The following is a 26,444-nucleotide window of genomic DNA, read 5'->3' on the forward strand; positions in this document are numbered from 1 at the left end:
CCTGAACAACCAACCGGAAGGACCCACGAGTTGACCACCCAACCACTCGCCGCCGTCACCGGGGCCGAGGGTTTCATCGGCTCCCACCTCACCGAGGCACTGGTCGCCTCCGGGCACCGGGTGAGGGCGATGGCGCAGTACAACTCCTTCTCCTCGTACGGCTGGCTGGAGACCCTGCGCCCCGACGTCCTGGACCAGGTGGAGATCGTCCTGGGCGACGTCCGGGATCCGGGTTCGGTCCGTGCTCTGGCCGAAGGCGCCGACACCGTCTACCACTTGGCCGCCCTCATCGCGATCCCGTACTCCTACCAGGCACCGCACAGCTATGTGGACACCAATGTCACCGGCACGCTCAACGTGCTGGAGGCGGTGCGCGCCCTCGGCACCCCCCGGCTCGTGCACACCTCCACCAGCGAGACCTACGGCACCGCCCGGACCGTGCCCATCACCGAGGACCACCCCATCAACACCCAGTCCCCGTACGCCGCTTCGAAGGCGGGCGGGGACCGGCTGGCCGACAGCTACCACGCGAGTTTCGGCACGCCGGTGGTGACCTTGCGGCCGTTCAACACCTTCGGCCCGCGTCAGTCGATGCGCGCGGTCATCCCCACCGTCATCGGCCAGGTGGCCGCGGGCGAACGCACCATCACCCTCGGCGATCTGCGGCCCACGCGCGACTTCACCTTCGTCGAGGACACCGCGCAGGCGTTCCTCTCCGTGGGCACGGCGCCCGCGGACCGGGTCGTGGGCAGGACCTTCAACGCCGGTACGGGCGGGGAGATCTCGGTCGGCGACCTGGTGGCGCTGATCGGCAAGGTGATGGACACCGCTCTCGACGTGCGCGAGGACGCGGGGCGCGTGCGGCCGGCCAACTCCGAGGTGATGCGGCTGGTCGCCGACGCGACCCGGCTGGCCGAGGCGACCGGCTGGAGCCCCGCTCACGACCTGGAACAAGGGCTCGCGCGGACCGTCGAGTTCTTCCGCGAACCGGGGAACCTGGCCCGCTACAAAACCGGCATCTACAACATCTGACCCCGACCGGCACGTCCCACGAAGGAAGAACCTCATGCACGCAGTAATCCTGGCGGGAGGCAAGGGCGTCCGGCTACGGCCCTACACCACCGCCCTGCCCAAACCGCTCGTTCCCATCGGCGACCAGCACGCCATCCTGGAGATCGTGCTCCGCCAGCTCGCCACGTCCGGCTTCACGAGCTGCACCATCGCCGTGGGCCACCTGGGCGAGATCATCCGTGCCTACGTCGGCGAGGGGTCCCAATGGGGCCTGGACATCGACTACTCCACCGAGGAGAGCCCGCTCGGCACCATGGGGCCACTGCTGACCATGCGTGACCGGCTGCCCGAGTCGTTCCTCGTGATGAACGGCGACGTGCTCACCGATCTCGACTTCGGCGACGTCCTGCTGCGGCACCGCGACTCGGGCGCGCCGCTGACCATCGCGACGTACGCGCGCAAGGTGCGTATCGACTTCGGTGTGCTGACCACCGACGACCGCAAGGTGGTCGCCTTCACCGAGAAGCCGAGCATGGACTACCGCGTCTCCATGGGCGTCTACGGTCTGTCGCGCTCCACGCTCGACGGCTACACACCGGGACTGCCCCTGGGCTTCGACGAGTTGGTCCTCGACCTGCTGCGGGACGGCAACGAGCCGCACGCCTACGCGTTCGACGGGTACTGGCTCGACATCGGCCGCCCGGACGACTACGACCGGGCCAACGCCGAATTCACCACGCGCAAGTCGCTGTTGCTCAAGGGAGCCTGACCACCGCATGCGCATTCTCGTCCTGGGCTTCACCGGCTATCTGGGCGGCCATGTCGTCGAGCACCTGCGCACCCTGTCGGGTGTACGGGTGCTCGGCGGCGGGCGTTCGCCCGCCGCCGAGTTCGGCATCGACCTGGCCACCGCCCGCCGCGAACGACTGGTCCCGGCCCTGGCCTCGGCCGCGCCCGACGCCGTCATCAACTGCGCCGGCGCCACCGGCGGCGACGCCGTGACCCTCTCCGAGGTCAACTCCCGTGGTCCCGCGGCCCTTTGCGCGGCGCTGCGCGAGGCGGCGCCGAGCGCCCGGCTGGTCCATCTGGGCTCGGCCGCCGAATACGGTCCCGGCGTCCGGGACACCGCCGTGACCGAGTCCGCGGCCACCTCTCCGCTCACCCCGTACGGGGCCACCAAACTCGCGGGCACGGTCACCGTCACCACCTCCGGCCTGGACGCGGTGGTGCTGCGGGTGGGCAACCCCGTGGGTCCCGGGGCGCCGTCCACGGGGCTTCCGGGCCGGATCGCGGGACTGCTCCGTGAGGCCGGGACGGACCCGGACGCGGTCATCCGGCTGGGCGATCTCTCGGCGTACCGCGACTTCGTGGACGTGCGCGACGCGGCCCGGGCGGCCGCCGTCGCGGCGACCACCCCCGGGCCGCTGCCGCGGGTCCTCAACATCGGGGGCGGAAAGGCCGTGCCGGTGCGTGACCTGGTGTGCGGCCTGGCGCGTGTCGCCGGGTTCCGGGGGCGCATCGAGGAGAACGGCGGCGGCTCCGCCCGCTCGGGCGAGGTGTCGTGGCAGTGCTCCGACATCACCGCCGCCGGGGAGGCACTCGGCTGGCGGCCGGAGCTGACGCTCGACGACTCGCTGGCCGCGCTCTGGACGGCCACGACGGGGTCCGGTCCCACCCCGCGGGGCGAAGGCGAACCAACCCCATGAGCCTGCTGATTCCGCTGTACGTCCACCCGGGCCACGACCCGGGCGCCTGGCAGCGGCTGACCGAGACCGCCGACCGGACGTACGGGGTCGTCATCAACCCGGCCGACGGACCGGGCAAGGGCCCGGACCCCGCGTTCGCCGCGGCGGCCGACGCGCTGTGCTCGGCCGGTGCCCGGCTGCTCGGCTATGTCGACACCGACTACGGCGCGCGCGATCCGGATCTCATCGCGGACGAGGTCCTGCGGCACCGGGACTGGTACGGCACACAAGGCTGCTTCCTCGACCGGGTGGCGCCGACCGCCAAGGCTCTTCCCGGCTGCGAGCGCCTGGTGCGGACTCTGCGCGGGCTCGGCGCGGGTCCGGTCGTGCTGAACATGGGCGTCCACCCGGCGCCGGGGTACGCCCGCTGCGCCGATCTGCTCGTCACGTTCGAGGGCCACTGGTCCACCTATGTCGCGACGTTCAGCAGACCGGCGTGGACCGTGCGGCACCCGCCCGAGCTGTTCTGTCATCTGGTCTACGGCGTCCCCGAGGCGCTCGTCCCGCTGGCCGTTCGCACCGCGCGGGACCGGGGTGCGGCGGTGGCCGGACCCGTGACGGGCGAACTCCCCAACCCCTGGTCGCGGTTGACCCCGGCCCTGAGCCGGCCGGGTTCCTGAACGCCTCTCTTTCCCCGCCCGCCCCCTGCTCACCACTCCTTCCCCGGTTCGATGGCATGTCTCGGTCAAATCTGCGAGGCTTTCCGATGCCGTCGCCCTGACCCCAGGGTGACGGCACGGAAATCTCACCAAGCGACCGCGCGCACCCGCGCGCGGCCCGCGGCCACCCAGCGGCGCACCCCAGTCGTCCCGGGCGGCCACCGAGCAGGCCGGAATCCCGGCCGCCTCAAAGGAGTTTCGTGTGAGACCGACCCCCCTCAAGGCCCTGGCGGCACGCGTTCTCGTCGTCGCCGCCCTGGCCGCAGTCTCGCTCCCCGGCACCCCCGCGGCAGCCTCGCCGGACACCGCACCGGCCGCCGCGGCCGCCTGCACACCCGCCCAGGTGGTGACCAACGGCGGCTTCGAGAGCGGCACTTCGTCCTGGACCCAGTCCTCGACGACCGTGATCACCAGCCGGACCGGCCAGACCGCCCACGGCGGCACCACCTTCGCCTGGCTGGACGGCGTCGGCAGCACCCACACGGACACGCTCTCGCAGAGCGTCACGATCCCGTCCGGGTGCAGCAGTGCCAGCCTCACGTTCTGGCTGCACATCGACACGGCGGAGACGACCTCGTCGACGGCCTACGACAAGCTGACGGCGAAGATCGGCAGCACGACCCTGGCGACGTACTCGAACCTCAACAAGGCGTCCGGGTACGCCCAGAAGACGTTCGACGTCTCGGCGTTCGCGGGTCAGACCGTGACCGTCGCGTTCACCGGCACCGAGGACTCCAGCCTCCAGACGAGCTTCGTCCTCGACGACATCGCCCTCAACACCTCGGGTGGCACGACCCCGCCGGCCGACTCCACCCGCACGCCCGCCGCCCCCGGGTACACGGTCAGCCTGACCAGCAACACCAGCGGCACCGGCTGGACCGGTCACGAGAGCGTGACCTTCACCAACGCCTCCTCCACCGCGCTCAGCGAGGTGTACCTGAGGCTGTGGGACAACTACCACGGCACCTGCTCCGCGACGCCCATCACCGTGAGCAACGTCAGCGGCGGCACCGCCGGCGCCCTCTCGGTCGGCTGCACGGCCCTCCAGATCAGCCTGGCGTCACCGGTGGCCCAGGGCCAGAGCGCGACGATCGGCTTCGACCTGGCCATCACCGTGCCCAGCGGCGCCGACCGCTTCGGCTACGACGGCGCCTTCGTCAACATCGGCAACGCCCTGCCCGTCCTGGCGGTCAAGGACGGCGCCGGCTGGCACCTGGACCCCTACACGAACAACGGCGAGTCCTTCTACTCCCTGGCCGCCGACTTCAAGGTGACCCTGGACCACCCGACGAGCCTCCTCGTCCCGGCCACCGGCACCTCGGTCGACACCGCCGGATCGAGCGGCCGTACGGTCACCACGGCCACGGCCTCCAAGGTCCGCGACTTCGCCTGGGCCGCCGGGCCGTTCACCAAGATCTCCGGCACCTCCCCCGCCGGGACCGCGATCAACATCTACTCCGTCTCGGGCATCAGCTCCTCCGACTCCCAGTCGATGCTCTCCACCGCCAAGTCCGCTGTGGACGCCCACGCCGCCCGCTTCGGCGCGTACCCGTACGGCGAGCTGGACGCGGTGATCGACAACAACTACTGGTTCGGCGGCATGGAGTACCCCGGCTTCGTCCTCGACCTGGTCAGCACCACGGCGCTCACCCACGAGATCGGTCACCAGTGGTTCTACGGGATCGTCGGTGACGACGAGTACACCAGCCCGTGGCTCGACGAGTCGTTCACGGACTACGCCACCGACCTGGCCCAGGGCAAGACCGGAACGAGCTGCTGGAGCAGCGTCTCCTGGGCCTCGACCGCCGAGAAGATCACCAACTCGATGGCGTACTGGGACACGCACTCGTCCCGCTACTCCACCGTCGTCTACGGCTACGGCAAGTGCGCGCTGCACGACCTGCGGCGCGTGCTCGGCGACACGGCCATGGCCAACCTGCTGAAGAGCTACGCCACTTCGCACTGGTACGGCGTCTCGACCACGGCCGAGTTCAAGGCGGCCGCCCAGGCCGCCACGACCACGGACCTGACGTCGTTCTGGACGACGCACCGCATCGACGGCTGACCCGCTCCCGGCCGGCCGGTTCTCCTGTTCGTCGCGGTGAGGCCTCCGGGCGTCACCGCGGCGGGCATGGCCGGCCGGGTCGGGGGCAGGTTCCGCCGTACGGCGGCTCCCGGTCCGGGAGCACGGCGCCCGATCATGGATCAGGGAGCCGCCGGGCTCGGCGCGAGGAGATGTCATGCAGCTGGTACCGCCCCCGTTCGATCCCGAACTGGGGATCGCCCTCGCGTCGGTCGGACCGTCCGAGCCGTCCGGGCCGACCCTGGCGGACATCGCCGCCCTGCGCGCTCTGGCGGAGTCCGCCGTGCCCGCGTACGACCTCACCGACGGCGGCGCCTTCACGACCACGGAGCTGACGGCACCGGGGCCCGAGGGCGCTCCCGACATCTCGCTGTTCGTCGTCCGGCCCATGGCGCCGCCCGGGAACGGACCGCGCCCGGTGATCTACCACTCCCACGGCGGCGGAATGGTTCTCGGCAACAGCCGGGCCGGGGTGGAGGTCGTCCTGGAGTGGGCGAGGGAACTGGACGCGGTCGTGGTGTCCGTGGAGTACCGGCTGGCACCCGAACACCCGTATCCGGCCGGGGTGGAGGACGTCTACGCCGGTCTGCTCTGGACGGCGCGGCACGCCGGGGAGCTGGGCGGCGATCCGGAGCGGATCGTCGTCGCGGGCGCCAGCGCGGGCGGGGGCCTCACCGCGGCGCTCACCCTGCTCGCCCGGGACCGCGAGGGGCCGCGGCCGCTCGGCCAGGTCCTGATGTATCCGATGCTCGACGACCGCAACGACACGCCGTCCGCGTACCAGATGGCGGGCGTCGGCGCCTGGGACCGTACGGCCAACGAGACCGCGTGGACCGCCGTGCTGGGCGAGGCGCGCGGCGGACCGGACGTGCCCGCCTACGCCGCTCCGGCGCGGGCCTCGGATCTGTCCGGGCTGCCCCCGGCCTTCCTCGACGTCGGCTCCGCGGAGACCTTCCGGGACGAGGTCGTCGACTACGCCTCCCGGATCTGGCGGGCCGGCGGGGAGGCCGAGCTGCATGTGTGGCCCGGCGGCTTCCACGGCTTCGACGCCTTCGCCCCGCACACCGTGCTCGCCCGGACCGCCCGCGCGGCCCGGCTCGCCTGGCTGCGCAGGCTCCTGGCCCGGTGACGGCCCAGGGCCTGTCTGACACCCGTCGCGCCCGCGGCCGTTCAGACGGGCAGCAGCCGGCCGATCAGGGCGCTGAGCTGCTGGGCGTTGCGGCACTCGTGCGTCTCCACGAGTTCGGCGTAGGCGAGGGCGGCCGAGTCACCCGTGCCCCACTGTGAGCGCGCCTCGGGGTTGAGCCAGTAGACACGGCGGGCCTGCCGGGTGAGCTGCCGGACGGCGGGCAGGTTGGGATCGCTCATGTTCGTCCGCGCGTCGCCGAGGACGAAGACCGTCGTCCGGGAGCCGACCGCGCCGGTGTACCGCTCGGCGAACTCGCCGAGGGCGACGCCGTAGTCGCTGCTGCCGTGCCAGCCCGTGATCGCCGCCTGCGCGCGGATCCGGGCGCTCAGCCCCCCGGGGTCGGCGGAGCCGGGCCCGATCAGACCGGTCACCTCGTCGACCCGGTTGACGAAGGCGAACACCCGCACCTTGCTGAACTGGTCGTGCAGCGCCTGCACGAGCAGCATCGTGAAGTCCGAGAACCCCGACACCGACCCCGACACATCGCACAGCAGCACCAGTTCGGGTCGCACGGGACGGCGTCTGCGCAGCACGGGACGCATCGGCACCCCGCCCGTGGACAGCGATCCTCGCAGGGTCCGCCGCAGGTCGATGGTGCCGCGCCGGGCCCGGCGGCGGCGCGCGGCGAGGCGGGTGGCCAGTTTGCGCGCGAGCGGCTGGACGGCCTTGCGCAGTTCGGCGAGCCGGTCGCGTCCGGCGAACAGGAAGTCGACGCGGTCGGCGGTAGGGGCCACCGCTCGCCGGGCGATCTCGTCGCGGTCGCGCCGCTCGGCGACCCGGCGCCGTGCCTCCGTCGCGACCTGTGCGCGGAACACCTCGATACGCCGGCGGATCTCGTCCTCCAGCAGCCGGTCGGTGAATCCCTGCGCGCCTCCCCGGGCGCGGACGGTGTCCCGCACGCGGGCCAGCAGCGTCTGCGGCCGCAACCGGTCGAGCGTCTGGTACGACGACCAGCCGTCGCTCGCCGTCGTACGGCCGTAGCCGCCGAATCCGTCGACGGCCTCGATCGCCAACTGCCCCGTGAGTGCCTGGTCGTCGGCGGCCAGAGCGGCCGCCAGACGCTCCCGCAGTTCGTCCCGGTCCGCGGGCCCGGCGCCCTCCGGCCCGCCGACGCCCCGCGGGAAGTACACGTCGAAGACGGGGTCGAACACGCGGCGCTGTCCGGGGTTGTGGAGGAGGGTGGCGGCCAGCCCCTCGCGCAGCCGGTCACGGTCGTCGAAGCCCAGCGCCGCCACCGCCAGCGCGGCGTCCACGGTCTCGCCGGTGCCGATCCGCACGCCGTGCGAGCGCAGTGCGCCGACGAGTCCGGTCAGCCGGTCCGCGGCACCGTCGGCCGGGGCGGCGGCGTTCACACGGCGCCCAGGTCGAGCTTGGCCGCCGCCTTCAGTACGTCGTCCTGGTGCTTGAGGATCACGCCGAGGCTGTCGCGTACGACGTTCTCGTCGAGGGTGTCGGCGCCCAGTGCGAGCAGGGTGCGGGCCCAGTCGATGGTCTCGGCGACGGAGGGGACCTTCCGCAGGTCCATCTCGCGCAGCGCCCCGACGACGCGCACGACGGACTCGGTGAGCGCCTCGTCGAGTCCGGGCACCTTCAGCCGTACGATCCGGCGCTCCAGCTCCTCGTCGGGGAAGCCGATGTGGAGGAAGAGGCAGCGGCGGCGCAGGGCCTCGGACAGCTCACGGCTGGCGTTCGAGGTGAGCACCACGAAGGGGCGGCTGGTCGCCTTGATCGTGCCCAGCTCGGGGACGGTGACCTGGAAGTCGCTGAGCACTTCGAGCAGCAGGCCCTCGACCTCGATGTCGGCCTTGTCGGTCTCGTCGATCAGCAGGACCTTCGGGTCGTCGCCGCGGATGGCGGTCAGCAGCGGGCGCGGCAGCAGGAACTCCTCGGAGAAGATGTCCGTGCGGGTCTCGTCCCACGTCTCGTCCCGGCCGGCGGTGATGCGCAGCAGTTGCTTGGCGTGGTTCCACTCGTACAACGCCCTTGACTCGTCGACGCCTTCGTAGCACTGGAGGCGGACGAGCCGGGCTCCGGCGACCTGGGCGACGGCCTTGGCGAGTTCGGTCTTGCCGACACCGGCGGGCCCCTCCACCAGGAGGGGTTTGCCGAGCCGGTCGGCCAGGAAGACCGTGGTCGCGACGGCGGGCGACGCCAGATAGCCCGCTTCGGCGAGGCGTGCGCCGACGTCGTCGACGGATGTGAACAGCAACGGGGCCTCCAGCACGCGCGAACGAGGTCGGGCCCACTATCTAAGCGCTTGTTCACCCCCGCTGTCACGTGTGACGGCCCCCACGAGGCGGTGGTACGCGGCTGGGGTGGGACCCCTGGCCCCAGGGCTCCGGGAGCAGGCCGGGGCCGGGACGACCTCCGTACGATCCCGACAGGGCCTAGGACACCCGCAGGACGATCTTGCCCCGCCGGTGCTCGCGTTCGAGGGCCGCGTAGGCCCCCGGGGCGCTCTCCAGGGGCAGGATCCGGTCGACCTGCGGGATCAGCCGTCCCGCCTCGACGAGGGCCGTCAGCTCCTCCAGACCGGCGCGGTCCGGCTCGACCACGAAGAACACCGCGCGGGCGTCCGCGCCCTTCGGCGGCACCGGCGGCTCGACGACACTGACCAGGACTCCGCCCGGACGCAGCACCTCCCAGGACCGGGCCTGTGTGTCCCCTCCGACGGTGTCGAAGACGATGTCCGCGTCCTTCACCTCGGTCTCGAAGCGCTGCCCGGCGTAGTCGATCACGGTCCCGGCGCCCAGGCCGCGCACGAAGTCCGCGTCCCCGGCCGAGGCGGTGGCCGTCACCTCGGCCCCCAGCGCGGCCGCGACCTGGACGGCGAACGAACCCACCCCGCCCGCGCCGCCGTGCACCAGCACACGCTGTCCCGGCGTGATGCCGGCATGGGTGACCAGGCCCTGCCACGCGGTCAGGCCCGCGAGCGGCAGCGCCGCCGTCCGCTCGTGGTCGAGCGAGCCGGGCTTCGCGGCGAGCGCCGCCGCGGGAACGGTCACGTACTCGGCCGCCGCTCCGTCCCGGGTGAAGGGAATCAGGCCGTAGACCGCCTCGCCCGGCCTGAACTCCGTGACGCCGTGGCCGAGCTCGGCCACCACCCCGGAGACCTCCTTGGACGGTACGACCGGCAGGCGCGGGCTGCCGCCGTCGAAGCTGTCGGTCCAGGTCGCGTCCCAGTCGAGCTCGCCCGGGGTGACCGACGCCGCCCGCACCTCGACCAGCACGTCCCCGGGACCGGGGACCGGCTTCGGCGCGACCTCGTGGACCAGCTCCTCCGGCCCTCCGCGCCGATGTCCGCGTACCGCGCGCATCGTGGCGTTCATCCGGTTCCTCCTCGTCGGGACGGCACAGGCCTCCGTCGAGTCGGTCCCCATCGGGTCCTCGCGCTCCGGCACGGACCGGCCGTTCCTCACGATAGTTCCGGGACCGGCGGCTTTCCTGCCGGGCTCGCGCCCCGGGTTGCCGCGGACGGCCTTCGGCCGAGGGCGGCCGACCGCGGGCATACGGCGGCCGGCGGAAGGCAAAGAGGTCTGGCCCGTCACCACGGGGGGAGCGACGGGCCAGACCCTGGGTCCACGGTGCCATGCCCGGACCGTGTCGCGCAGTACCTTCGCGAACCTTCGCGAAGTCCCGTACGGCGGTCAGTCCCGGAGGCGGTCGATCTGGCGGATCTTGTTGGTCGCGTCCAGCGCGGCGACCTTGTAGGACTCGGCGAGCGTCGGGTAGTTGAAGACGGCGTCGACCAGGTAGTCGACCGTTCCGCCGCAGCCCATCACGGACTGGCCGATGTGGATGAGCTCGGTCGCGCCGGTGCCGAAGCAGTGGACGCCGAGGAGCGTACGGTCCTCGGGCGAGACCAGCAGCTTGAGCATGCCGTGCGAGTCGCCGATGATCTGCCCCCGGGCCAGTTCACGGTAGCGGGAGATGCCCACCTCGAACGGCACGCAGTCCTCGGTGAGTTGGTCCTCGGTCCGGCCGATGAAACTGATCTCCGGGATGGTGTAGATGCCGATGGGCTGAAGGTCGTGCATCCGGTTCACCGGTTCACCGCAGGCGTGGTAAGCCGCCGTACGGCCCTGTTCCATCGAGGTGGCCGCGAGTGCCGGGAAGCCGATGACATCACCCACGGCGTAGATGTGCGGCACCTCGGTGCGGTAGTGCTCGTCGACGGTGATCCGGCCGCGCGGATCGGCGGACAACCCCGCTTTGCCGAGGTCGAGTTCGTCGGTGAGGCCCTGCCGCCCCGCCGAGTACATGACCGCGTCGGCGGGTATCTTCTTGCCGCTCTCCAGGACCGTGAGCGTGCCCCGGGCGTGGCGCTCCACGGCGGCGACGGTCTCCCCGAACCGGAAGGTGACGGCGAGGTCGCGCAGGTGGTACTTCAGCGACTCGATCACCTCGACGTCACAGAAGTCGAGCATCGCGGGCCGCTTCTCGACCACCGTGATCTTGGAGCCGAGGGCGGCGAACATGGAGGCGTACTCCATGCCGATCACCCCGGCGCCGACGATGACCATGGAGCGCGGCACCTGCTCCAGGTTCAGGACGTTGTCCGAGTCCATGATCGTCCGCCCGTCGAACTCGACGGTGCCGGGCCGCGCGGGACGCGTGCCGGTGGCGATGACGATGTGGTCGGCGCTCAACCGCTTCTCGTTGCCGTTCGCTTCGGTCAGGGCGACCGTGTGGTCGTCCACGAAGCGGCCGACGCCGGCGAACAGGGACACATGGTTGCGCGAGAGCTGGCTGCGGATGACGTCCACCTCGCGATTGACCACGTGCTCGGTGCGAGCGGTCAGATCGGCGACGGTGATGTCCTCCTTCAACCGGTAGCTCTGGCCGTACAGATCCCGCTGGCTGAGGCCGCTGAGATACAGGACCGCCTCACGCAGCGTCTTGGAGGGGATGGTTCCGGTATGGATGGAGACCCCGCCGACCATGTCGGGGCGGTCGATGACGGCGACCCGACGGCCGAGCTTCGCCGCAGCGATGGCGGCTTTCTGTCCACCCGGGCCGGATCCGATGACGAGCATGTCGAAGTCGCGCACCAGCGGAGTCTGTCAGCCCGGGACCGCTTCCCGATAGGGCGGACGGGGGATCCGTCGCCCGAGTGACGGATGAAGCGCCGGCTCGCGGTGCCACCACCGCCGGGGCGGTGTCCGGGCGACGACCGACGGGTTTCGGCCGGACGAACGGGCACGCCGGGGAACGGGGACTCAGCGGCGGGCGAACGCATGCCGGAATAGGGGCACGGGCCGCGTCCGGGTGGGCTACATTCGGGAATCCTTGGCATCGGCGCCTCCGGGGGTGAGGTCGCGTCGAGGAGAATCCCGGAGCGGCGAATGCATCAGTCCCACCTTTCCGCACCGCCGGCCGCGCCCACCAAGGGGGGACTCGCCGACAGCCTCCGGCAAACCGCGCTCAACACCCCTGATCTGCCGCAGGTCGCGCGCCGCGCCGAAGACCGCTCGGGTGGCTGGATCCAGGTGACGGCGGCCGAGCTGTGGGACGAAGTGGTCGACGTGGCAAGGGGGTTCGTCCGGTCCGGCATCCGGCCGGGCGACCGTGTGGCCATCATGGCCCGTACCCGGTACGAGTGGACGGTGCTCAGCTACGCCCTGTGGTCGGTGGGCGCCGAGATCGTGCCGGTCTACCCGACGTCGTCACACGAACAGGTCGCGTGGATCCTTCAGGACGCGCACTGCGTGGGCGTGGTGGTCGAGGACGAGCAGGGCATCATGACGGTCGGCTCGGCGTGCGCCACGCTCCCGTTCCTGCGCCACGTCTGGCAGTTGGACGCCGGAGCGGTGGCCCAGCTGGTGGAGCGCGGCCGGGCGATACCCGCGACCGCGGTCGACTCGCTGCGCCGGATCGTGCTGGCCGACTCCACCGCGGTCATCGCGTACACATCCGGCACGACGGGACAGCCCAAGGGCTGCGCTCTGTCGCACCGCAGCCTGGCGAGCCCCTGCGACACGCTGCTCGAAGGCTGGCGGCAGACGGCGGCTCCGCCGGACACGCAGCCGGCCGTGCTCGCCTTCCTGCCCTTCTCCCACGCCTACGGGCTGATGATCCAGGGGATCTGTCTGCGCGGCGGCCTTCTGATGGGCCACGAACCGGATCTGCGGGAGGAGACCCTCTCCGAGGCGATGCTCTCGTTCCGGCCGACCTATCTGTACGCGGTCCCGTCCGTGTTCGAGAGGATCTACAAGAACTTCGTGCGGGCGTCCCAACGAGCCGGTCGCGGTGTGCTGTTCGAGCGGGCGGTGCGCACGGCACGGGACTACGCCCTGGCCGAGGAGCAGCAGCGGCTGGGCACGGGGCCGGGTCCGGGTTTCGATCTGCGGCTCCAGCACTCCCTCTACGAGAAGACGGTGTACAAGAGGCTGCGCGCCGCGCTCGGCGGGCGGGTGTGCGGCGCGGTCTCGGGCGGCTCCCCGCTGAACCGTGAACTCGCCCTGTTCTTCGCGGGAATCGGGATCTTCATCCACGACGGCTACGGGCTCACCGAGACCAGCGGAGGGATCACCGCCCAGCCGGTCGGCCGGGAGAAGTTCGGCACGGTCGGACGCCCCCTGCCGGGCACGGAGATCCAGGTGTCCGACGACGGGGAGATCCTCGTGTGGGGGCCCTCCGTGTTCCAGGGCTACATCAACGACTCCGCGGCGACGGCGGCCTCGTTCCGCAACGGCTGGCTGGCGACCGGGGACCTCGGCCGGGTGGACTCCGACGGCTATCTGACCATCACCGGGCGCAAGAAGGACATCATCATCACCAGCGGGGGCAAGAGCGTGGCCCCCGCGGCTCTGGAGGAGCGCCTGCGGGTCCATCCGCTCATCCATCAGGCGGCCGTCGTGGGCGACAACAGGCCCTGTGTGGGCGCTCTGATCACCCTGGACCCGGAGTTCGTGACGCACTGGCGGGCCGCCCGGGCCAAGGGGGAGACACCCGCCCGGGACGCGCGGGAGGAGAACGAGCTGCGTGAGGAGGTCAGGCGCGCGGTCGCGGCGGCCAACAGCACCGTCTCCCGCTCCGAGTCCATCCGGGTCTTCCGTGTCCTCCCGGAACCCTTCGACCTGTCCAACGGGCTGCTGACGCCTTCGCTGAAACTGCGCCGGGACGCGATCGCCCAGCGGTACGCGGCCGAGATCGAGGCGATGTACCAGACCTCGTCGCGGGTTCCGCGGGAGGCGATGATCGGCGACCCGTCGATCCTGGACGACTCCGACAACGTGTTCCGGTGACCGGAACCCCCGCGACCGGAGTCGAGACGCGCCGATCAAGGTGACCGGAATCGGGGCGACCGGAACTCCCGTGACCGGAATCCGGGCGCGCGGAGCCGGGTGACCGGAATCCAGGCACCCGAGTTCCCGGGTGAACGAAGTCCGGGCGACCGGTTGAGGCGTCCCCGGTTCCTCAGTCCGAGCCGGTGGCCGAGTCCGGTGGCCGGGGGCTGGGCAGCCGCAGGGTGAAGACCGAGCCGGCGCCCACCTCACTGGTGACAAAGACGGTTCCGGCGTGGGCGACGACCAGTTGACGGACGATGGCGAGGCCCAGACCGCTGCCGCCGGTACGCCGGCTGCGGGACTTCTCCGCCCGCCAGAACCGGTCGAAGACGCTGGCCAGATCTTCGGGAGCGATACCGCCGCCGGTGTCGGCCACCTCGAACACGACCTCGTCCTCCTCGCGGCGCGCGAAGAGCGTGACCGTGCCGCCGGCCGGGGTGTGCCGGGTCGCGTTGGACACCAGATTGCCGAGCGCCTGCCGCATCCGTACGGGGTCCGCGTCCAGCCAGGGCGTCCCGGCCACCTCGGTCACCAGCCGGATGCCGGCGGCCCGCGCACCGACCTGATGTGCCGCGGCGACCTGCTCGAGGAGTTCGTCGGCGCGCACCTCCTCGCGGCGCAGCCGCAGCGTGCCCGCGTCGGCGGCCGCGAGGTCCTGGAGGTCGTCGATGACACGCTGGAGCACCACGGCCTCCTCGTGCAGGGAGGAGAGCAGTTCCGGGTCGGGGTCCACGAGGCCGTCGCGGGCCACCTCCAGCCAGCCGCGGATGTTGGTGAGAGGTGTGCGCAGTTCGTGCGCGATGTCGCTGACCATCGCCTTGCGCTGGGCCTCCATCCGCTCGCGGCGCTCGGTCAGTTCGTTGAAGGCGAGGGCGAGGATGCCGGTCTCGTCCCGGGTGGTGACGGGCACGCGCACGTGCCGCTCCGGGGACTGCCGCGCGGCCTGGGTCAGCGCGCGCAGGGGGCGTACGAGCCGGGTGGCGACCAGCGCGGTCACGGCCACGGTGAGGGCGAGGACGAGTCCGGCGACGCCGAACACCTTGGCCTTGTTGGCGGCCGACATGTCGAAGCGGGGGACGGGCCTGTCCCCGGTGCCGAGGAAGAGTTCGGCGGCCGGGGCGACGTAGGGGTCGAGCTGACGGAGCCGGGCCTCGGCCACGCAGGCGTTCGCCGTCCGGGCCAGTGGCCCGTCCTGGTCGACGATTCGCTTGCCCATCAGGTAGGGGACCGGGGTCACGCCGCTCGCGGCCTCCAGCGGCAGCGACACGTAGGGGTCGAGGTGCACCTTGTGCCGGTCCAGACACGTCCGGGTGAGCCCCGACAGGGCGTCCAGGGCCTTCCGCTCGGTCGGGGTGGGGGTGTTGAGCCTGCCGTCGGCGCATTCGGCCGGCACATAGCCGGGGTCGACGGTCCCGTCCACGCCCTTCAGCACGGTCCGGCCACTGGGCATCCGCTCCGCGCGGGTCCGTATGCCGTTGCGGGAGAAGCAGAGTTGACGCACCATGGCCAGCTTGTCCACCGCCAGACGCTCGGTCGTGGTCAGCCGGTACGGCCCGACGACACGTGGGTCGACACCGGTGAGCTGTGCCCCGGGTTCCGTGTAGGTGTCGGTGCGCAGCGGGTCGACGGTGGCGGCGGCCCGGGGCGGGAGGGAGGTCCCGCGGGCAGCGGAGTCGGCGAACGGGACGCGGTCTCCCGCGGTCAGCGCGATGCGCCGGCCCGTCCGCTGCGAGATCGTACGCAGCGTGCCGGCGACACCGGACCAGTCGTGGTGGGTGGCCGCGTATCCGCTGAGCTGCCGGAGGATGTCCATGTCCTCGGCGAGCACCTGACCCTGCTCCTCCTGGATGGCCCGGGTGGTGGTCTGCACCGCGAGCCAGGCGGTCGCGGCCACCGAGCACACGGCGATGAGCACGGACGTGATCAGCAGTCTGACCAGCAGGCTCTTGCGCAGGGGCACGGCACGGCTCACGCCCTCTCGCCCCTGAGCTTGTACCCGACGCCGAACACGGTGACCAGACGGGCCGGTCTGCGCGGGTCCGCCTCGATCTTCTTGCGCAGGTTCATGATGTGCACGTCGATGGCCCGCTCGGTCGAGGCCCGGTCGATGCCCCGGGTGTGATGCAGCAACTGCCGCCGGGAGAAGACCCGTTCGGGTTCTGCGGCCATCGCGAGCAGGATCTCGTACTCGCCCGGGGTGCAGTCCACCGGCGAGCCGTCGCACAGGACCGTGTGCCGCCGCGGGTCCACCGCGATGCCCCCGACCCGGACGACCGGATCGGCCTGCGCCTCGCCCGCGGGCCGTCCGCCGCGTCTGAGCACCGTACGGATACGGGCCATGAGCTCGCGCGGACTGTACGGCTTGGTCATGTAGTCGTCCGCGCCGAGCTCCAGGCCGAGGAGCACGTCGTCCTCGGTGGAGCGGGCGGTCAGCATCAGGACGGGGATGTCGTCGTTCTCCCGCAGCGCCCGGCACACGCCGAAGCCGTCGACCACCGGGAGCATCAGGTCCAGGACGACGAGGTCGGGCCGGTTGCGCCGCACCTCGTCGAGGGCGGCCGCGCCGTCGTGGACCACGGCCGCCGTATGCCCTTCACTCAGCAGCGAACGGCGTATCAGCTCCGCCTGCTTCTCGTCGTCCTCCGCGACCAGCACATATGCGCACACGCGGCCGATGCTAGGTCCTGGCGGCCGGGCGGCGGGCGGTGAGAGGGGCTTCCCACACCCTGACACCTTCCTGACATCCGCGAAGGACACTGCGGCCGGGGTCCGGGGCGGGGCGAGGGGCCGCGGGACAGCCCTCGGCGCTCCCGGGGGCGTCAGTGTGCCAGGGAGGCGGCGTCCCCCATGACGACCACGGGGTGCCGGGCGGGGTCCAGAGCCCGCATCAGCTCCACCAGGTCGTCCTCGCGCAGACCGACGCATCCGTGTGTGGGGCCTCCGTGGTCCACGTGCAGCCAGATGCCCCCGCCGCGGCCCGCGCCCAGCGGCCGGGTCCAGTCCAGGGGTGTGGTGCCGGGTCTGCGGTTGTAGTTGACGGCGACCACGTAGTCGAAGGAGCCGGCCAGCGGCTCGCCCTCGAAGCCGGTGCCGGGTGAGGTGAAGGCGCCCGAGCGGTCGTACGGGAGCCGGGTCCCGGGATCGGGCAGCAGCCCGCCCGCGTCCGTCAGGGTGAAGACGCCTATGGGGGAACGCAGGTCACCGGCGCGATGGTGGTCGGCCCAGCCCTTGAGGGCGTTGTGCGCGGGCCGGCTCGGGCCGGCCTCCCAGCCCGCCTCCGTGCGCTCGTACAGCACCACGGTGGACCGCGAGGAGTCCTTGCCCCGGCCGGTCACCACGACGGCCTGACGGGTCCGCGACGGGATCGCGGCCAGGGTCCTGGGGCCGAGTCCCGGCAGTCGCCCCGGTGCCGCCGTGCGCGAGGCGGCGGGCGCGGGCGCCGGTGTCGCCTCGCCGTGACGCTCCGGCGAGCCGCCGGCCCCGGGGCCGAGCCTCTCGGCCGGGGCTCCGCCGCAGCCGGCGAGCAGAAGGGAAGCGGCGAGGAGCGCCGCCCGGACACGGTGTGCGGAGTTGATCATGCGTCGACCCTGGCCGACACATATGAGGAACTCGTCAGGTCATCCACGGTTCGCCGCGTACCCAGGATGCGGCGGATCACCGGTGCTCCGCCGGATCATCCTGAGTCCACGCGGCGCCGGCCGGGACCGAGTTCGCCCCCGGGCGGGCCCTGTTCCGTCACGCGTGATCCACCCGCTCCGGCGGGGCAACGGGATCACGCGCGTTCACCCAGCCCAGCAGGGTCACGGAGACGACCGCGGCGCACGCGCACCAGGTGGAGACGAACTCCAGCTCCCACAGCGACCAGCAGATCACCGCGCCCGCCCCGGTCAGGACGCCCAGCAGCACCAGCCCGCGGTCGCCGGAGACCAGCAGCGCGCCGACGGTGGCGACGAGGTAGCCCGCGATGAGCAGTCCGGGCCCGGGCAGGTCGACGACATACCCCATGGTGTGGCCGCGGATCTCCGCCCGGACGGGACGGACGGCCAGGGAGTGCGCGAGCGCGGCCGCGGTCGCGACGCCCGCGGCGAGCGGGATCAGCAGCCGCCGCCGGGCGTGGCGCGGCGCCGCGCACAGGACGCCCGCCGGCACCCACACCGCCAGCAGCGGGAGGGCGATCACGGCCCAGGCCACGGTGGCGGGCCCCGTGCCGCCACCGGCGTCCCAGACCCGGGCCTCGACGATCTGGTGGGCGCCGAGCAGCAACGGCAGCGCGGCCAGCGGGAGGTCGGTCCTGCGCCGGGCCCGGACCACACAGGCGACGCCGATCGCGGCCACCGCGGTACCGGCCGCCAGATCGGCCGTCGCACTCCAGCACATCGAACCCCCTGAATCCCGCCGGCACCGTTTCCGTCGACCCGCGTCAACGCTACGACGCCCCGGCCCGGCTCCTCTTCCGGCCGACCGTCAGGACGCCTCCCGGGCACGGCACTTCATGAAGTTTCAACAAAGGTATCCCTACGGTCCGGTTCGCCCCTGTGCCACGGCCGCGAAGAGTGATTGGGTGGGCCAGGCCATGCCGTCCAACACGCAGGAGAGCTCCGCAACCATGAGCACCCCGTACACCTTCGAATACAAGGTCGTCACGTTCCGTGAGTCGCTGATCGGCGACGCCCTGGACAGCGACAAGCTGGAAAAGGTCCTGAACAAGCATGCCGAGGACGGGTGGGCGCTCAAGGCGATCACGGCCGCGGACGTCAAGGGCCGCATAGGCCCCGGCGCCGTGGAGGGCCTGCTGCTCACCCTGGAGCGGCCGCGCGGCTGACCCTCGCGTGGTGCGCGCGGCGCCGAAGCGGGAGATGCTGTGGGTGATGGGACAGCGGATCCGCAGGTGCCACTGACGCCGTCGGAGGCCTTCCGGCACGGAGGGCCTCTCACGGCTGAACTCACGTCGGGGAACCCCATGAGGGCCCCGCACCCCGCGAGACCGCTGTCGGCCGATCGCGTCAGGACGGGCGGCGATGAAGAGCGACGGAACTCTCGACACCGGTATCGTCACCAGCAAGGCGGTCTTCGGCGCGCCGTGCTGGGTCAGTCTCACCAGTCGCGACCTGAGGGCCGCCCAGAACTTCTACAGCGCGGTCCTGGGCTGGAGGTGGGCCCCGGGCACCAGGCTGGGCGAGCAGTACCGCATCGCCAGTGTCGCCGGGGTTCCCGTCGCGGGGATCTCCGAGATCGGCGCCGTGGCGACCACCGCGGTCGCCTGGACCGCGTTCTTCGCCGTGGCCTCCGCCGACGAGACCGTCGCGCGCAGCCAGGAGCGCGGCGGCACGACCGCGGTGGGCCCCATCTCGCTGCCCCCGGGCAGGGCCGCGCTGCTGGCCGACCGTGACGGCGCGGTCTTCGGGATCTGGGAGGGCGACCTGGTGTCCGGCTGGGAACGCTGGCGCAACGCGGCCCCCTCCTTCATCCGCCTGCACACCCGTGACGCCTTCGACGCCGCGATCTTCTACGGCGAGGTGCTGGGCTGGGCCTCCTCCGTCCCGGGCTGCTGCGAGGTCGACTACGAGGAGAACGAGGTCGTCCTGCGCAGCTTCGGTGACGTGGTGGCCCGGATCCACTCCGGCGCGCTCGGTGCCGCCCCCGACCCGAGCCTGCGGCCGCACTGGCAGATCCACTTCGCGGTCGACGACGTGGAGGCCTGTGTCCGCGCGGCGCGCGCCCATGGCGGTGCCGCGCACCAGCAGGGCATCGGCTCGGTGGAGGCGCTGATCATCGACCCCGACGGGGCCCGTTTCTCGGTGACCTCCCGGACCGCCGGATGACGCCCCGGACGACGCGCTCGCGACCGCTCCACGGCGGACGCGACCGTCCCCCGGCCAACCCGTCCGACCCACGACGCGACGGATTACTCCGTTCGGGCTCCAATAGAGGATGACGGGATACCACCGGTACGACAGGCGCCGCCGACCCCCTCGGTCGTGCGGCGACCCGATGGAGGTCCGCGATGCCCACTGCTCTCCGGCTCCTGCACGCGCTCTCCCCCGAACACCGCGATCGGCTGATGAGCGTGGCCCGCGAGGTGTCCTTCCCCGCGGACGGGCCGATCTTCGAGGAAGGGGGCACAGCCGACCGCTTCTGGGTGGTCCGCTCCGGAACGGTCTCGCTGTACCAGCGCGTCATCGCCGACCGGCGGATCACCGTCGCCCAGCTCGGACCCGGCGACCTGCTCGGCTGGTCGTGGCTGTTCCGCCCGCACACCTGGGATTTCGGTGCCGAGGCCTTCAGCCCGGTGCGCGCCTACGAGTTCGACGCCTCCGAGGTACGCACGCTGTGCGACCAGGATCCGACGCTGGAGCTGTCGCTGACGCGGACGATCGGCGCGATCCTGGCCCACCGTCTCGAAACGACCCGGACGGCGCTCATCGAGCACTACGCGCGCCGTGGGGCCGGTGGCTGAGCACACACGGCGAGGTCATGGGGTCCTGCCCATTGTCAGACCCGGCTGCCACAGTGATCTCTTATGAACGACATCCCCGTTTCCGCGGACACCTCGGACTCCTTCGCGCTCCTGCCCGGAGCGGTCCACTCGCCCGTGATCCTGCACGTGCCGCACTCCTCCCGGGAGATCCCCGCGCCGGTCCGTGCCGGCATCCTCCTGGACGACACGGCGCTGGACGGCGAGTTGGACCACATCACCGACGCGCACACCGCCGAACTGGCCTCGGCCGCGGCCGAGGCGGCCGGGATGAGGCCGTGGCGGTTCGTCAACCGGCTGTCCCGGCTGGTCGTGGATCCCGAGCGTTTCCCGGACGAACGGGAGGAGATGCTCACGGTCGGGATGGGCGCGGTCTACACACGGACGACGCACCGGGCGCCGCTGCGGCCCGCGGACGTCGATCCGCGACCGCTGGTCGACCGCTACTTCCACTCCTACGCGCGGGCGATGACGGCCGCGGTGACCGACCGGCTGACCGCCACCGGGCGGGCCGTGATCATCGACGTGCACTCGTATCCGACGGCCCGGCTGCCCTACGAACTGCACGGTGACGGACCCCGGCCGGCGGTGTGCCTCGGGACGGACTCCTTCCACACACCGCCGGAACTGGTCGCGCTCGCGGAGAAGGCGTTCGCCGGGCTCGGCGGTGTCGGGATCGACAGTCCGTTCTCCGGCGCGTACGTCCCCCTGCGGTACTACGAACGCGAGCCGGGGGTCACGGCGCTGATGGTGGAGATCCGGCGGGACACCTACATGAAGGAGCCGGGAGGCCCGGTGAGCGCGGGATTCGCGCGCCTCGCCGCGGCCCTGACCGCGCTCGTGGACGCGGTGGACGAGTGGACCCGCAGCGTCGACACCCCGGGCAGGTAGCCACGAGGTACCGGGCGCCCCAGGGTCGCGTCAAGCAAACGCTCAGACACCGACCGACGAACGGGGCCTGGGCGGGGAGACCACCGAGGTGTTCCTGCCGGGCGGCGCCAGGCGCGTCTTCCGCCTTTCCGATCATTCGTGGATGCTGGGGCCGGAACAGCGTTCGACCGTGAGGTGAGGGCAGCCCGGCCATGGCTTTTCAGATCAGCGCGACCAACCCGGAGCATCCCGCGCTCCTGCTCGAACTGCCGTGGCAGCTCCCCCTGGAGGAGTGGCCCGAGCACGTTCTCGTGCCGCTGCCGCGCGGCATCTCCCGGCACGTCGTGCGCTACGCGCGCGCCGGCGACGAGGTGGTGGCCGTCAAGGAACTCGCCGAACGGCCCGCGGTGCGCGAGTACGAACTGCTGCTCGGCCTGGACCGGCTCGGGATACCCGCGGTCGACCCGCTCGCCGTGGTCACCGGCCGCACGGACGCGGCCGGAGAGCCCCTGGAGCCGGTGCTGATCACCCGGCATCTGGGCGGATCGCTGCCCTACCGGTCGATGTTCGAGACGACCATGCGCCCCGCCACCATGCACCGGCTGATGGACGCGCTGGCCGTCCTGCTGGTGCGGCTGCACCTGGCCGGCTTCGCCTGGGGCGACTGCTCGCTGTCCAACACGCTGTTCCGGCGCGACGCGGGAGCCTACGCCGCGTATCTGGTGGACGCGGAGACCGGCGACCTCCATCCGCAGCTCAGCACCGGCCAGCGGGACTACGACCTCGATCTCGCCCGGGTGAACATCAGCGGCGAACTGCTCGACCTGGAGGCGGCCGGCGCCCTGCACCCCTCGGTGGACCCGATCGAGTTCGGCCGGGAGATCTGCGCCCGCTACCAGGGCCTGTGGCAGGAGCTGACCCGCACCTCCGTCTACCCGGCGGGCAAGTACCACTACATCGACCGCCGCATACGGCGCCTGAACGACCTCGGTTTCGACGTCGCCGAGATGCAGATCGCGAGCTCCTCCAACGGCGACACCGTCACCTTCGTGCCCAAGGTCGTCGACGCGGGCCACCACCAGCGCCAGCTCCTGCGGCTGACCGGACTCGACACCGAGGAGAACCAGGCCCGCAGACTCCTGAACGACCTGGAGAGCTGGATGGCCACCCAGGACGACTACGCGCCGGGCTCCGCCGCCCCCGGCACCCGGCCCGGAGGGCATCCGCACCCCGCCCGCCCCGAGGTGCTCGCCCACCGCTGGGTGCGGGACGTGTTCCGGCCGGCGGTCAGGGCCGTGCCCCAGGACCTGCGCGGCTCGATGGACCCGGCCGAGCTGTACCACGAGCTCCTCGAACACCGCTGGTTCCTGTCCGAGCGCGCCCAGCACGACATCGGCCTGGACGCGGCCGTGAAGGACTACGTCACGAACATCCTGCCGAGGGTCCGTGACCCCCTGCCCGCCCCCGCGGACGACCCGGAGGCGCCCGGCGCGTACCCGGTTCCCGAGCAAAGGTGACCGATCGTACATACGATTGGCTCTGTACCGGCCCCGAGGCGCCCCCGGCGTCCGCCGGCCGGAACGCAACTGACCTGCTCGGGGTGGGAGAGGTATGACCCAGGCCGCCAGTCCGGCGCGGACCGTCATTCTGACCGTCGACGACGACCCCGGGGTCTCGCGAGCCGTCGCCCGTGACCTCCGGCGGCGCTACGGCGAGCGGTACCGGATCGTGCGCGCGGAGTCCGGGGACGCCGCGCTGGAGGCCCTGCGCGAGCTGAAGCTGCGCGGTGACCAGGTGGCGGTGATCCTCGCCGACTACCGGATGCCGCAGATGAACGGCATCGAGTTCCTGGAACAGGCCCTCGACGTGTACCCGGGCGCGCGCCGGGTGCTGCTGACCGCGTACGCGGACACCAACGCGGCCATCGACGCGATCAACGTGATCGACCTCGACCACTACCTGCTCAAGCCCTGGGATCCGCCGGAGGAGAAGCTCTATCCGGTCGTCGACGACCTCCTGGACGCGTGGCGGGTCAGCGACTACCGGCCCGTGGGTGCCTGCAAGGTGGTCGGGCACCGGTGGTCGGCCCGCTCGTCGGGCGTCCGGGAGTTCCTGGCCCGCAACCAGGTGCCCTACCGGTGGTACTCGTCCGACACCCCCGAGGGACAGCGTCTGCTGAGCGCCGCCGGGCAGGACGGTGAGCGGCTGCCGCTCGTGGTCACCCCGGACGGCACCCCGCTCGTCGAGCCCGGGGACCCCGAGATCGCGGCCCACGTGGGCCTGGCCACGACCCCCGCCTCGGAGTTCTACGACCTCGTCGTGATCGGCGGTGGCCCGGCCGGACTCGGGGCCGCCGTGTACGGGGCATCCGAGGGGCTGCGTACCGTGCTCGTGGAACGCTCCGCGACCGGCGGCCAGGCGGGCCAGAGTTCACGCATCGAGAACTATCTAGGCTTCCCCGACGGCGTCTCCGGCGGACAGCTCACCGACCGGGCGCGGCGGCAGGCGGCCAAGTTCGGCGCCGAGATCCTCACCGCGCGGGAGGTGACCGGGCTGGAGGTCACCGGGGCCTCGCGCACCATCCGCTTCTCCGACGGCTCCGCGATCTCCGCGCACGCGGTGATCCTCGCGACCGGTGTGTCCTACCGGCAGCTCCAGGCGCCCGGTCTGGCCGAGCTGACGGGCTGCGGCGTCTTCTACGGCTCGGCGCTGACCGAGGCCGCCGCCTGCCAGGGCCACGACGTGTACATCGTGGGCGGCGCGAACTCGGCCGGCCAGGCGGCGATGTATCTGGCCCGGGGCGCCAAGTCCGTCACCATCCTGGTGCGCGGCTCCTCGCTGTCCAACTCGATGTCGCACTACCTGATCGAGCAGATCTCGGACGCGCCGAACATCTCGGTGCGCACCGGCACGGTCGTGGAGTCCGCGCACGGCGACGGTCATCTGGAGCAGCTGACCCTTCGCGACGTGGAGAGCGGCCACACCGAACTCGTCGACGCGCAGTGGATGTTCGTGTTCATCGGCGCGGCCCCGCTCACCGACTGGCTGGAGGGCACGGTCCTGCGGGACGCCCGCGGATTCATCGTGGCGGGCCCGGACATGACACCCGATGGGCAGCCGCCCCGCGGCTGGGAGCTCGACCGGCCTCCGTACCACCTGGAAACCAATGTGCCCGGCGTGTTCGTGGCCGGGGACGCGCGCGCCGAGTCGGCGAAGCGGGTCGCGTCCGCGGTCGGAGAGGGAGCCATGGCCGTCATGCTCGTCCACCGTTATCTGGAGCAGTCGTGAGCGGGCGGCCGGTGCCGTGCGACGCGGCGGAACTGGGCACGCTGTTCCTGTTCGAGAAGCTCGACTCCGAGCAACTCGACCGGCTGTGCCGGGAGGGCCGGACGGAGCAGTTCGACCCCGGTCCCGTGTACACCGAGGGTGATCCCGCCACCTGCTTCTACGTGCTCCTGGAGGGCACGGTCGTGATGTCGCGCCGGGTCGGCGCGGACGACGTGGAGATCAGCCGCACGTCGAAGCGCGGGGTGTACGCGGGGGCCATGCAGGCCTATCTCAGCGACCCGGGCGACGCTCAGTACAAGGGGTCCATGCGGGTCACCGAGACGTCCCGGTTCTTCGTGCTGCCCGCGGCGACGTTCGCCGCCATCCTGCGGGACTGGTTCCCGATGGCCGTCCATCTGCTGGAGGGCATGTTCTTCGGCAGCCAGAACGCCCAGCGCACCGTCGGGCAGCGTGAGCGGCTGCTGGCCCTCGGCTCGCTGTCGGCCGGGCTCACGCACGAGCTCAACAACCCGGCCGCGGCGGCCGTACGGGCCACCTCGGCGCTGCGTGACCGGGTGGCCCACATGCGGCAGAAGCTGGGGATGATCGCCTCGGGGCCGTACGCGCGCGACGCTCTGGAGACGCTGGTCGAGATCCAGGAGCGGACCGCCGAACAGGTCGCCAAGGCCACCCCGCTGAGCCCGCTGGAGGCCTCCGACCGGGAGGACGCGCTCGCCGACTGGCTCGACGACCACGACATCGCGGGCGGCTGGCAGCTCGCACCGACGTTCGTGCAGGCGGGTCTCGACACCGACTGGCTGGACCAGGTCGCGGCCGCCGTGGACGGGCCGACTCTCGAAGGCGCCGTCCGGTGGCTGAACTACACGGTCGAGACCGAGCTGCTGATGAACGAGATCGAGGACTCCACCACCCGTATCTCGCATCTCGTGGACGCGGCCAAGCAGTACTCGCAGATGGACCGCGCGCCCTACCAGGTCGCCGACGTGCACGATCTGCTCGACAGCACCCTGATGATGCTGGCCGGCAAGATGGGCTCCGGCATCAAGGTCGTCAAGGAGTACGACCGGACGCTGCCCCGGATCCCCGCCTATCCGGGTGAGCTGAACCAGGTGTGGACGAACCTCATCGACAACGCCGCCTCCGCGATGGCCGGCGAGGGGACGCTGACGGTGCACACCGCTCTCGACGGCGACCATGTGCTCGTCGAGTTCCGTGACACGGGCCCCGGAGTGCCCGAGGAGATCCGTGACCGGATCTTCGACCCGTTCTTCACCACCAAGCCGGTGGGCGAGGGGACCGGGCTCGGTCTGGACATCTCCTGGCGGATCGTCGTCAACAAGCACCACGGCAGTCTGCTGGTGCAGTCCGTGCCCGGGGACACCCGCTTCCAGGTACGCCTGCCCCTGACCGCCGCGGAAACCGCCGCGGAATCCTCCGAGGAGCCGTCATGACCACGCCGAACGGAATCGACCCCTCCGTACCGCCGAGCGGCACCGGCTGCACCGAGTGCGACGCCGCGGGGGGATGGTGGCTCCATCTGCGGCGCTGCGCCCAGTGCGGTCACGTCGGCTGCTGCGACGACTCCCCGGCCAAGCACGCCACGGCGCACGCGCGCGACACCGGGCATCCGGTCATCCAGAGCTTCGAACCGGGCGAGAACTGGTTCTGGGACTACGACACCTCGGAGCTCTACGAGTCCGGTCCCGAGCTCGCTCCCCCGGTGAGCCACCCGCTCGACCAGCCCACGCCCGGCCCCGCCGGGCGGGTTCCGGACAACTGGGCCGAGACCCTGCGCTGAGCGGCTGAGCCCGGGGCCGCAGTCCCTGGCCCGGGGT

General features: G+C 71.8%; 23 protein-coding genes. 15 read left to right on the forward strand and 8 right to left on the reverse strand.

Annotated features, from left to right (window positions below):
* Positions 1-30: 30 nt before the first annotated feature.
* The 6 genes from ACF07B_RS35660 to ACF07B_RS35685 all read left to right on the forward strand — a co-directional run bounded on the left by ACF07B_RS35660 (position 31) and on the right by ACF07B_RS35685 (position 6,627).
* Positions 31-1,032 (forward strand): SDR family NAD(P)-dependent oxidoreductase, encoded by a 1,002-nt coding sequence (locus ACF07B_RS35660; RefSeq protein ID WP_392181954.1) that lies wholly within the window; start codon positions 31-33, stop codon positions 1,030-1,032.
* Positions 1,033-1,066: 34 nt separating this feature from the next.
* Entirely contained in the window at positions 1,067-1,780 is a 714-nt protein-coding gene (locus ACF07B_RS35665) for a sugar phosphate nucleotidyltransferase (RefSeq protein WP_328444953.1), read from the forward strand.
* Positions 1,781-1,787: 7 nt separating this feature from the next.
* Positions 1,788-2,717: an NAD-dependent epimerase/dehydratase family protein gene (locus ACF07B_RS35670; RefSeq protein WP_392181955.1), complete on the forward strand. Its 930-nt coding sequence runs from the start codon at positions 1,788-1,790 to the stop codon at positions 2,715-2,717.
* Positions 2,714-3,376: a spherulation-specific family 4 protein gene (locus tag ACF07B_RS35675; RefSeq protein WP_369483283.1), complete on the forward strand. Its 663-nt coding sequence runs from the start codon at positions 2,714-2,716 to the stop codon at positions 3,374-3,376. The genes ACF07B_RS35670 and ACF07B_RS35675 overlap by 4 nt, the downstream gene beginning before the upstream one ends.
* Positions 3,377-3,617: 241 nt before the next feature.
* The gene (locus tag ACF07B_RS35680) at positions 3,618-5,480 is read left to right on the forward strand and encodes a M1 family aminopeptidase (RefSeq protein WP_392181956.1); all 1,863 of its coding nucleotides are present in this window, start codon (positions 3,618-3,620) and stop codon (positions 5,478-5,480) included.
* Between the two features lie 175 nt (positions 5,481-5,655).
* Positions 5,656-6,627 (forward strand): alpha/beta hydrolase, encoded by a 972-nt coding sequence (locus ACF07B_RS35685; RefSeq protein WP_392181957.1) that lies wholly within the window; start codon positions 5,656-5,658, stop codon positions 6,625-6,627.
* 41 nt (positions 6,628-6,668) lie between these two features.
* Here the strand turns inward: ACF07B_RS35685 and ACF07B_RS35690 are convergent, their stop codons facing one another.
* From ACF07B_RS35690 to sthA, 4 genes are all read right to left on the reverse strand, one after another.
* Positions 6,669-8,039, reverse strand: a complete 1,371-nt coding sequence (locus tag ACF07B_RS35690) for a VWA domain-containing protein (RefSeq protein WP_392181958.1) — start codon at positions 8,037-8,039, stop codon at positions 6,669-6,671.
* On the reverse strand, positions 8,036-8,893 hold the full coding sequence (locus tag ACF07B_RS35695; RefSeq protein ID WP_369483296.1) for an AAA family ATPase: 858 nt from the start codon (positions 8,891-8,893) through the stop codon (positions 8,036-8,038). Before ACF07B_RS35695 ends, ACF07B_RS35690 begins: the two co-directional genes overlap by 4 nt.
* A gap of 181 nt (positions 8,894-9,074) precedes the next feature.
* Positions 9,075-10,016: an NADP-dependent oxidoreductase gene (locus ACF07B_RS35700; RefSeq protein WP_392181959.1), complete on the reverse strand. Its 942-nt coding sequence runs from the start codon at positions 10,014-10,016 to the stop codon at positions 9,075-9,077.
* 318 nt (positions 10,017-10,334) lie between these two features.
* Positions 10,335-11,738: a Si-specific NAD(P)(+) transhydrogenase gene (sthA, locus tag ACF07B_RS35705; RefSeq protein ID WP_369483288.1), complete on the reverse strand. Its 1,404-nt coding sequence runs from the start codon at positions 11,736-11,738 to the stop codon at positions 10,335-10,337.
* A gap of 294 nt (positions 11,739-12,032) precedes the next feature.
* Between sthA and ACF07B_RS35710 the strand changes: the two genes are divergently transcribed.
* Positions 12,033-13,934 carry an AMP-dependent synthetase/ligase gene (locus ACF07B_RS35710; RefSeq protein ID WP_392181960.1) on the forward strand — a complete coding sequence of 634 codons (1,902 nt, stop codon included), beginning with the start codon at positions 12,033-12,035 and terminating at the stop codon, positions 13,932-13,934.
* Between the two features lie 172 nt (positions 13,935-14,106).
* Here ACF07B_RS35710 and ACF07B_RS35715 read toward each other — a convergent pair whose 3' ends face one another.
* The 4 genes from ACF07B_RS35715 to ACF07B_RS35730 all read right to left on the reverse strand — a co-directional run bounded on the left by ACF07B_RS35715 (position 14,107) and on the right by ACF07B_RS35730 (position 18,353).
* Entirely contained in the window at positions 14,107-15,948 is a 1,842-nt protein-coding gene (locus ACF07B_RS35715; RefSeq protein ID WP_392181961.1) for a sensor histidine kinase, read from the reverse strand.
* On the reverse strand, positions 15,945-16,643 hold the full coding sequence (locus tag ACF07B_RS35720) for a response regulator (RefSeq protein WP_392181962.1): 699 nt from the start codon (positions 16,641-16,643) through the stop codon (positions 15,945-15,947). Before ACF07B_RS35720 ends, ACF07B_RS35715 begins: the two co-directional genes overlap by 4 nt.
* 152 nt (positions 16,644-16,795) lie before the next feature.
* Positions 16,796-17,554, reverse strand: coding sequence for a L,D-transpeptidase family protein (locus tag ACF07B_RS35725; protein ID WP_392181963.1), 759 nt, complete (start codon positions 17,552-17,554; stop codon positions 16,796-16,798).
* A gap of 157 nt (positions 17,555-17,711) precedes the next feature.
* Positions 17,712-18,353, reverse strand: a complete 642-nt coding sequence (locus ACF07B_RS35730; RefSeq protein WP_392181964.1) for a DUF6629 family protein — start codon at positions 18,351-18,353, stop codon at positions 17,712-17,714.
* A 229-nt stretch (positions 18,354-18,582) separates the two neighbouring features.
* Here ACF07B_RS35730 and ACF07B_RS35735 point away from each other — a divergent pair, with 229 nt between their 5' ends.
* The 8 genes from ACF07B_RS35735 to ACF07B_RS35770 all read left to right on the forward strand — a co-directional run bounded on the left by ACF07B_RS35735 (position 18,583) and on the right by ACF07B_RS35770 (position 26,407).
* Positions 18,583-18,798, forward strand: coding sequence for a DUF4177 domain-containing protein (locus ACF07B_RS35735; protein WP_261706275.1), 216 nt, complete (start codon positions 18,583-18,585; stop codon positions 18,796-18,798).
* Positions 18,799-18,994: 196 nt separating this feature from the next.
* Positions 18,995-19,798 carry a VOC family protein gene (locus ACF07B_RS35740; RefSeq protein ID WP_369486208.1) on the forward strand — a complete coding sequence of 268 codons (804 nt, stop codon included), beginning with the start codon at positions 18,995-18,997 and terminating at the stop codon, positions 19,796-19,798.
* A gap of 182 nt (positions 19,799-19,980) precedes the next feature.
* A complete protein-coding gene (locus tag ACF07B_RS35745; protein WP_392181965.1) occupies positions 19,981-20,433 on the forward strand; it encodes a cyclic nucleotide-binding domain-containing protein in 453 nt (150 codons plus the stop codon).
* Positions 20,434-20,496: 63 nt separating this feature from the next.
* Positions 20,497-21,342, forward strand: a complete 846-nt coding sequence (locus ACF07B_RS35750) for an N-formylglutamate amidohydrolase (RefSeq protein WP_392181966.1) — start codon at positions 20,497-20,499, stop codon at positions 21,340-21,342.
* 191 nt (positions 21,343-21,533) lie between these two features.
* Entirely contained in the window at positions 21,534-22,838 is a 1,305-nt protein-coding gene (locus ACF07B_RS35755) for a DUF4032 domain-containing protein (protein WP_392181967.1), read from the forward strand.
* A gap of 94 nt (positions 22,839-22,932) precedes the next feature.
* Positions 22,933-24,609: an FAD-dependent oxidoreductase gene (locus ACF07B_RS35760; protein ID WP_369486213.1), complete on the forward strand. Its 1,677-nt coding sequence runs from the start codon at positions 22,933-22,935 to the stop codon at positions 24,607-24,609.
* Positions 24,606-26,060 carry an ATP-binding protein gene (locus ACF07B_RS35765; RefSeq protein WP_392181968.1) on the forward strand — a complete coding sequence of 485 codons (1,455 nt, stop codon included), beginning with the start codon at positions 24,606-24,608 and terminating at the stop codon, positions 26,058-26,060. Before ACF07B_RS35760 ends, ACF07B_RS35765 begins: the two co-directional genes overlap by 4 nt.
* Positions 26,057-26,407: a UBP-type zinc finger domain-containing protein gene (locus ACF07B_RS35770; RefSeq protein ID WP_392181969.1), complete on the forward strand. Its 351-nt coding sequence runs from the start codon at positions 26,057-26,059 to the stop codon at positions 26,405-26,407. Before ACF07B_RS35765 ends, ACF07B_RS35770 begins: the two co-directional genes overlap by 4 nt.
* The last annotated feature ends 37 nt before the right edge of the window (positions 26,408-26,444 follow it).

This window comes from Streptomyces sp. NPDC015532, from assembly GCF_043078065.1.
GTDB lineage: Bacteria > Actinomycetota > Actinomycetes > Streptomycetales > Streptomycetaceae > Streptomyces.

Bases quoted from the DNA above. Each gene is read 5' to 3' on its own strand.
- ACF07B_RS35665 (WP_328444953.1), top strand. From the start codon at position 1,067: ATGCACGCAGTAATCCTGGCGGGAGGCAAGGGCGTCCGGCTACGGCCC.
- ACF07B_RS35670 (WP_392181955.1), top strand. From the start codon at position 1,788: ATGCGCATTCTCGTCCTGGGCTTCACCGGCTATCTGGGCGGCCATGTC.
- ACF07B_RS35675 (WP_369483283.1), top strand. From the start codon at position 2,714: ATGAGCCTGCTGATTCCGCTGTACGTCCACCCGGGCCACGACCCGGGC.
- ACF07B_RS35685 (WP_392181957.1), top strand. From the start codon at position 5,656: ATGCAGCTGGTACCGCCCCCGTTCGATCCCGAACTGGGGATCGCCCTC.
- ACF07B_RS35700 (WP_392181959.1), bottom strand. From the start codon at position 10,016: ATGAACGCCACGATGCGCGCGGTACGCGGACATCGGCGCGGAGGGCCG.
- ACF07B_RS35710 (WP_392181960.1), top strand. From the start codon at position 12,033: ATGCATCAGTCCCACCTTTCCGCACCGCCGGCCGCGCCCACCAAGGGG.
- ACF07B_RS35725 (WP_392181963.1), bottom strand. From the start codon at position 17,554: ATGATCAACTCCGCACACCGTGTCCGGGCGGCGCTCCTCGCCGCTTCC.
- ACF07B_RS35730 (WP_392181964.1), bottom strand. From the start codon at position 18,353: ATGTGCTGGAGTGCGACGGCCGATCTGGCGGCCGGTACCGCGGTGGCC.
- ACF07B_RS35735 (WP_261706275.1), top strand. From the start codon at position 18,583: ATGAGCACCCCGTACACCTTCGAATACAAGGTCGTCACGTTCCGTGAG.
- ACF07B_RS35740 (WP_369486208.1), top strand. From the start codon at position 18,995: ATGAAGAGCGACGGAACTCTCGACACCGGTATCGTCACCAGCAAGGCG.
- ACF07B_RS35745 (WP_392181965.1), top strand. From the start codon at position 19,981: ATGCCCACTGCTCTCCGGCTCCTGCACGCGCTCTCCCCCGAACACCGC.
- ACF07B_RS35750 (WP_392181966.1), top strand. From the start codon at position 20,497: ATGAACGACATCCCCGTTTCCGCGGACACCTCGGACTCCTTCGCGCTC.
- ACF07B_RS35755 (WP_392181967.1), top strand. From the start codon at position 21,534: ATGGCTTTTCAGATCAGCGCGACCAACCCGGAGCATCCCGCGCTCCTG.
- ACF07B_RS35760 (WP_369486213.1), top strand. From the start codon at position 22,933: ATGACCCAGGCCGCCAGTCCGGCGCGGACCGTCATTCTGACCGTCGAC.
- ACF07B_RS35770 (WP_392181969.1), top strand. From the start codon at position 26,057: ATGACCACGCCGAACGGAATCGACCCCTCCGTACCGCCGAGCGGCACC.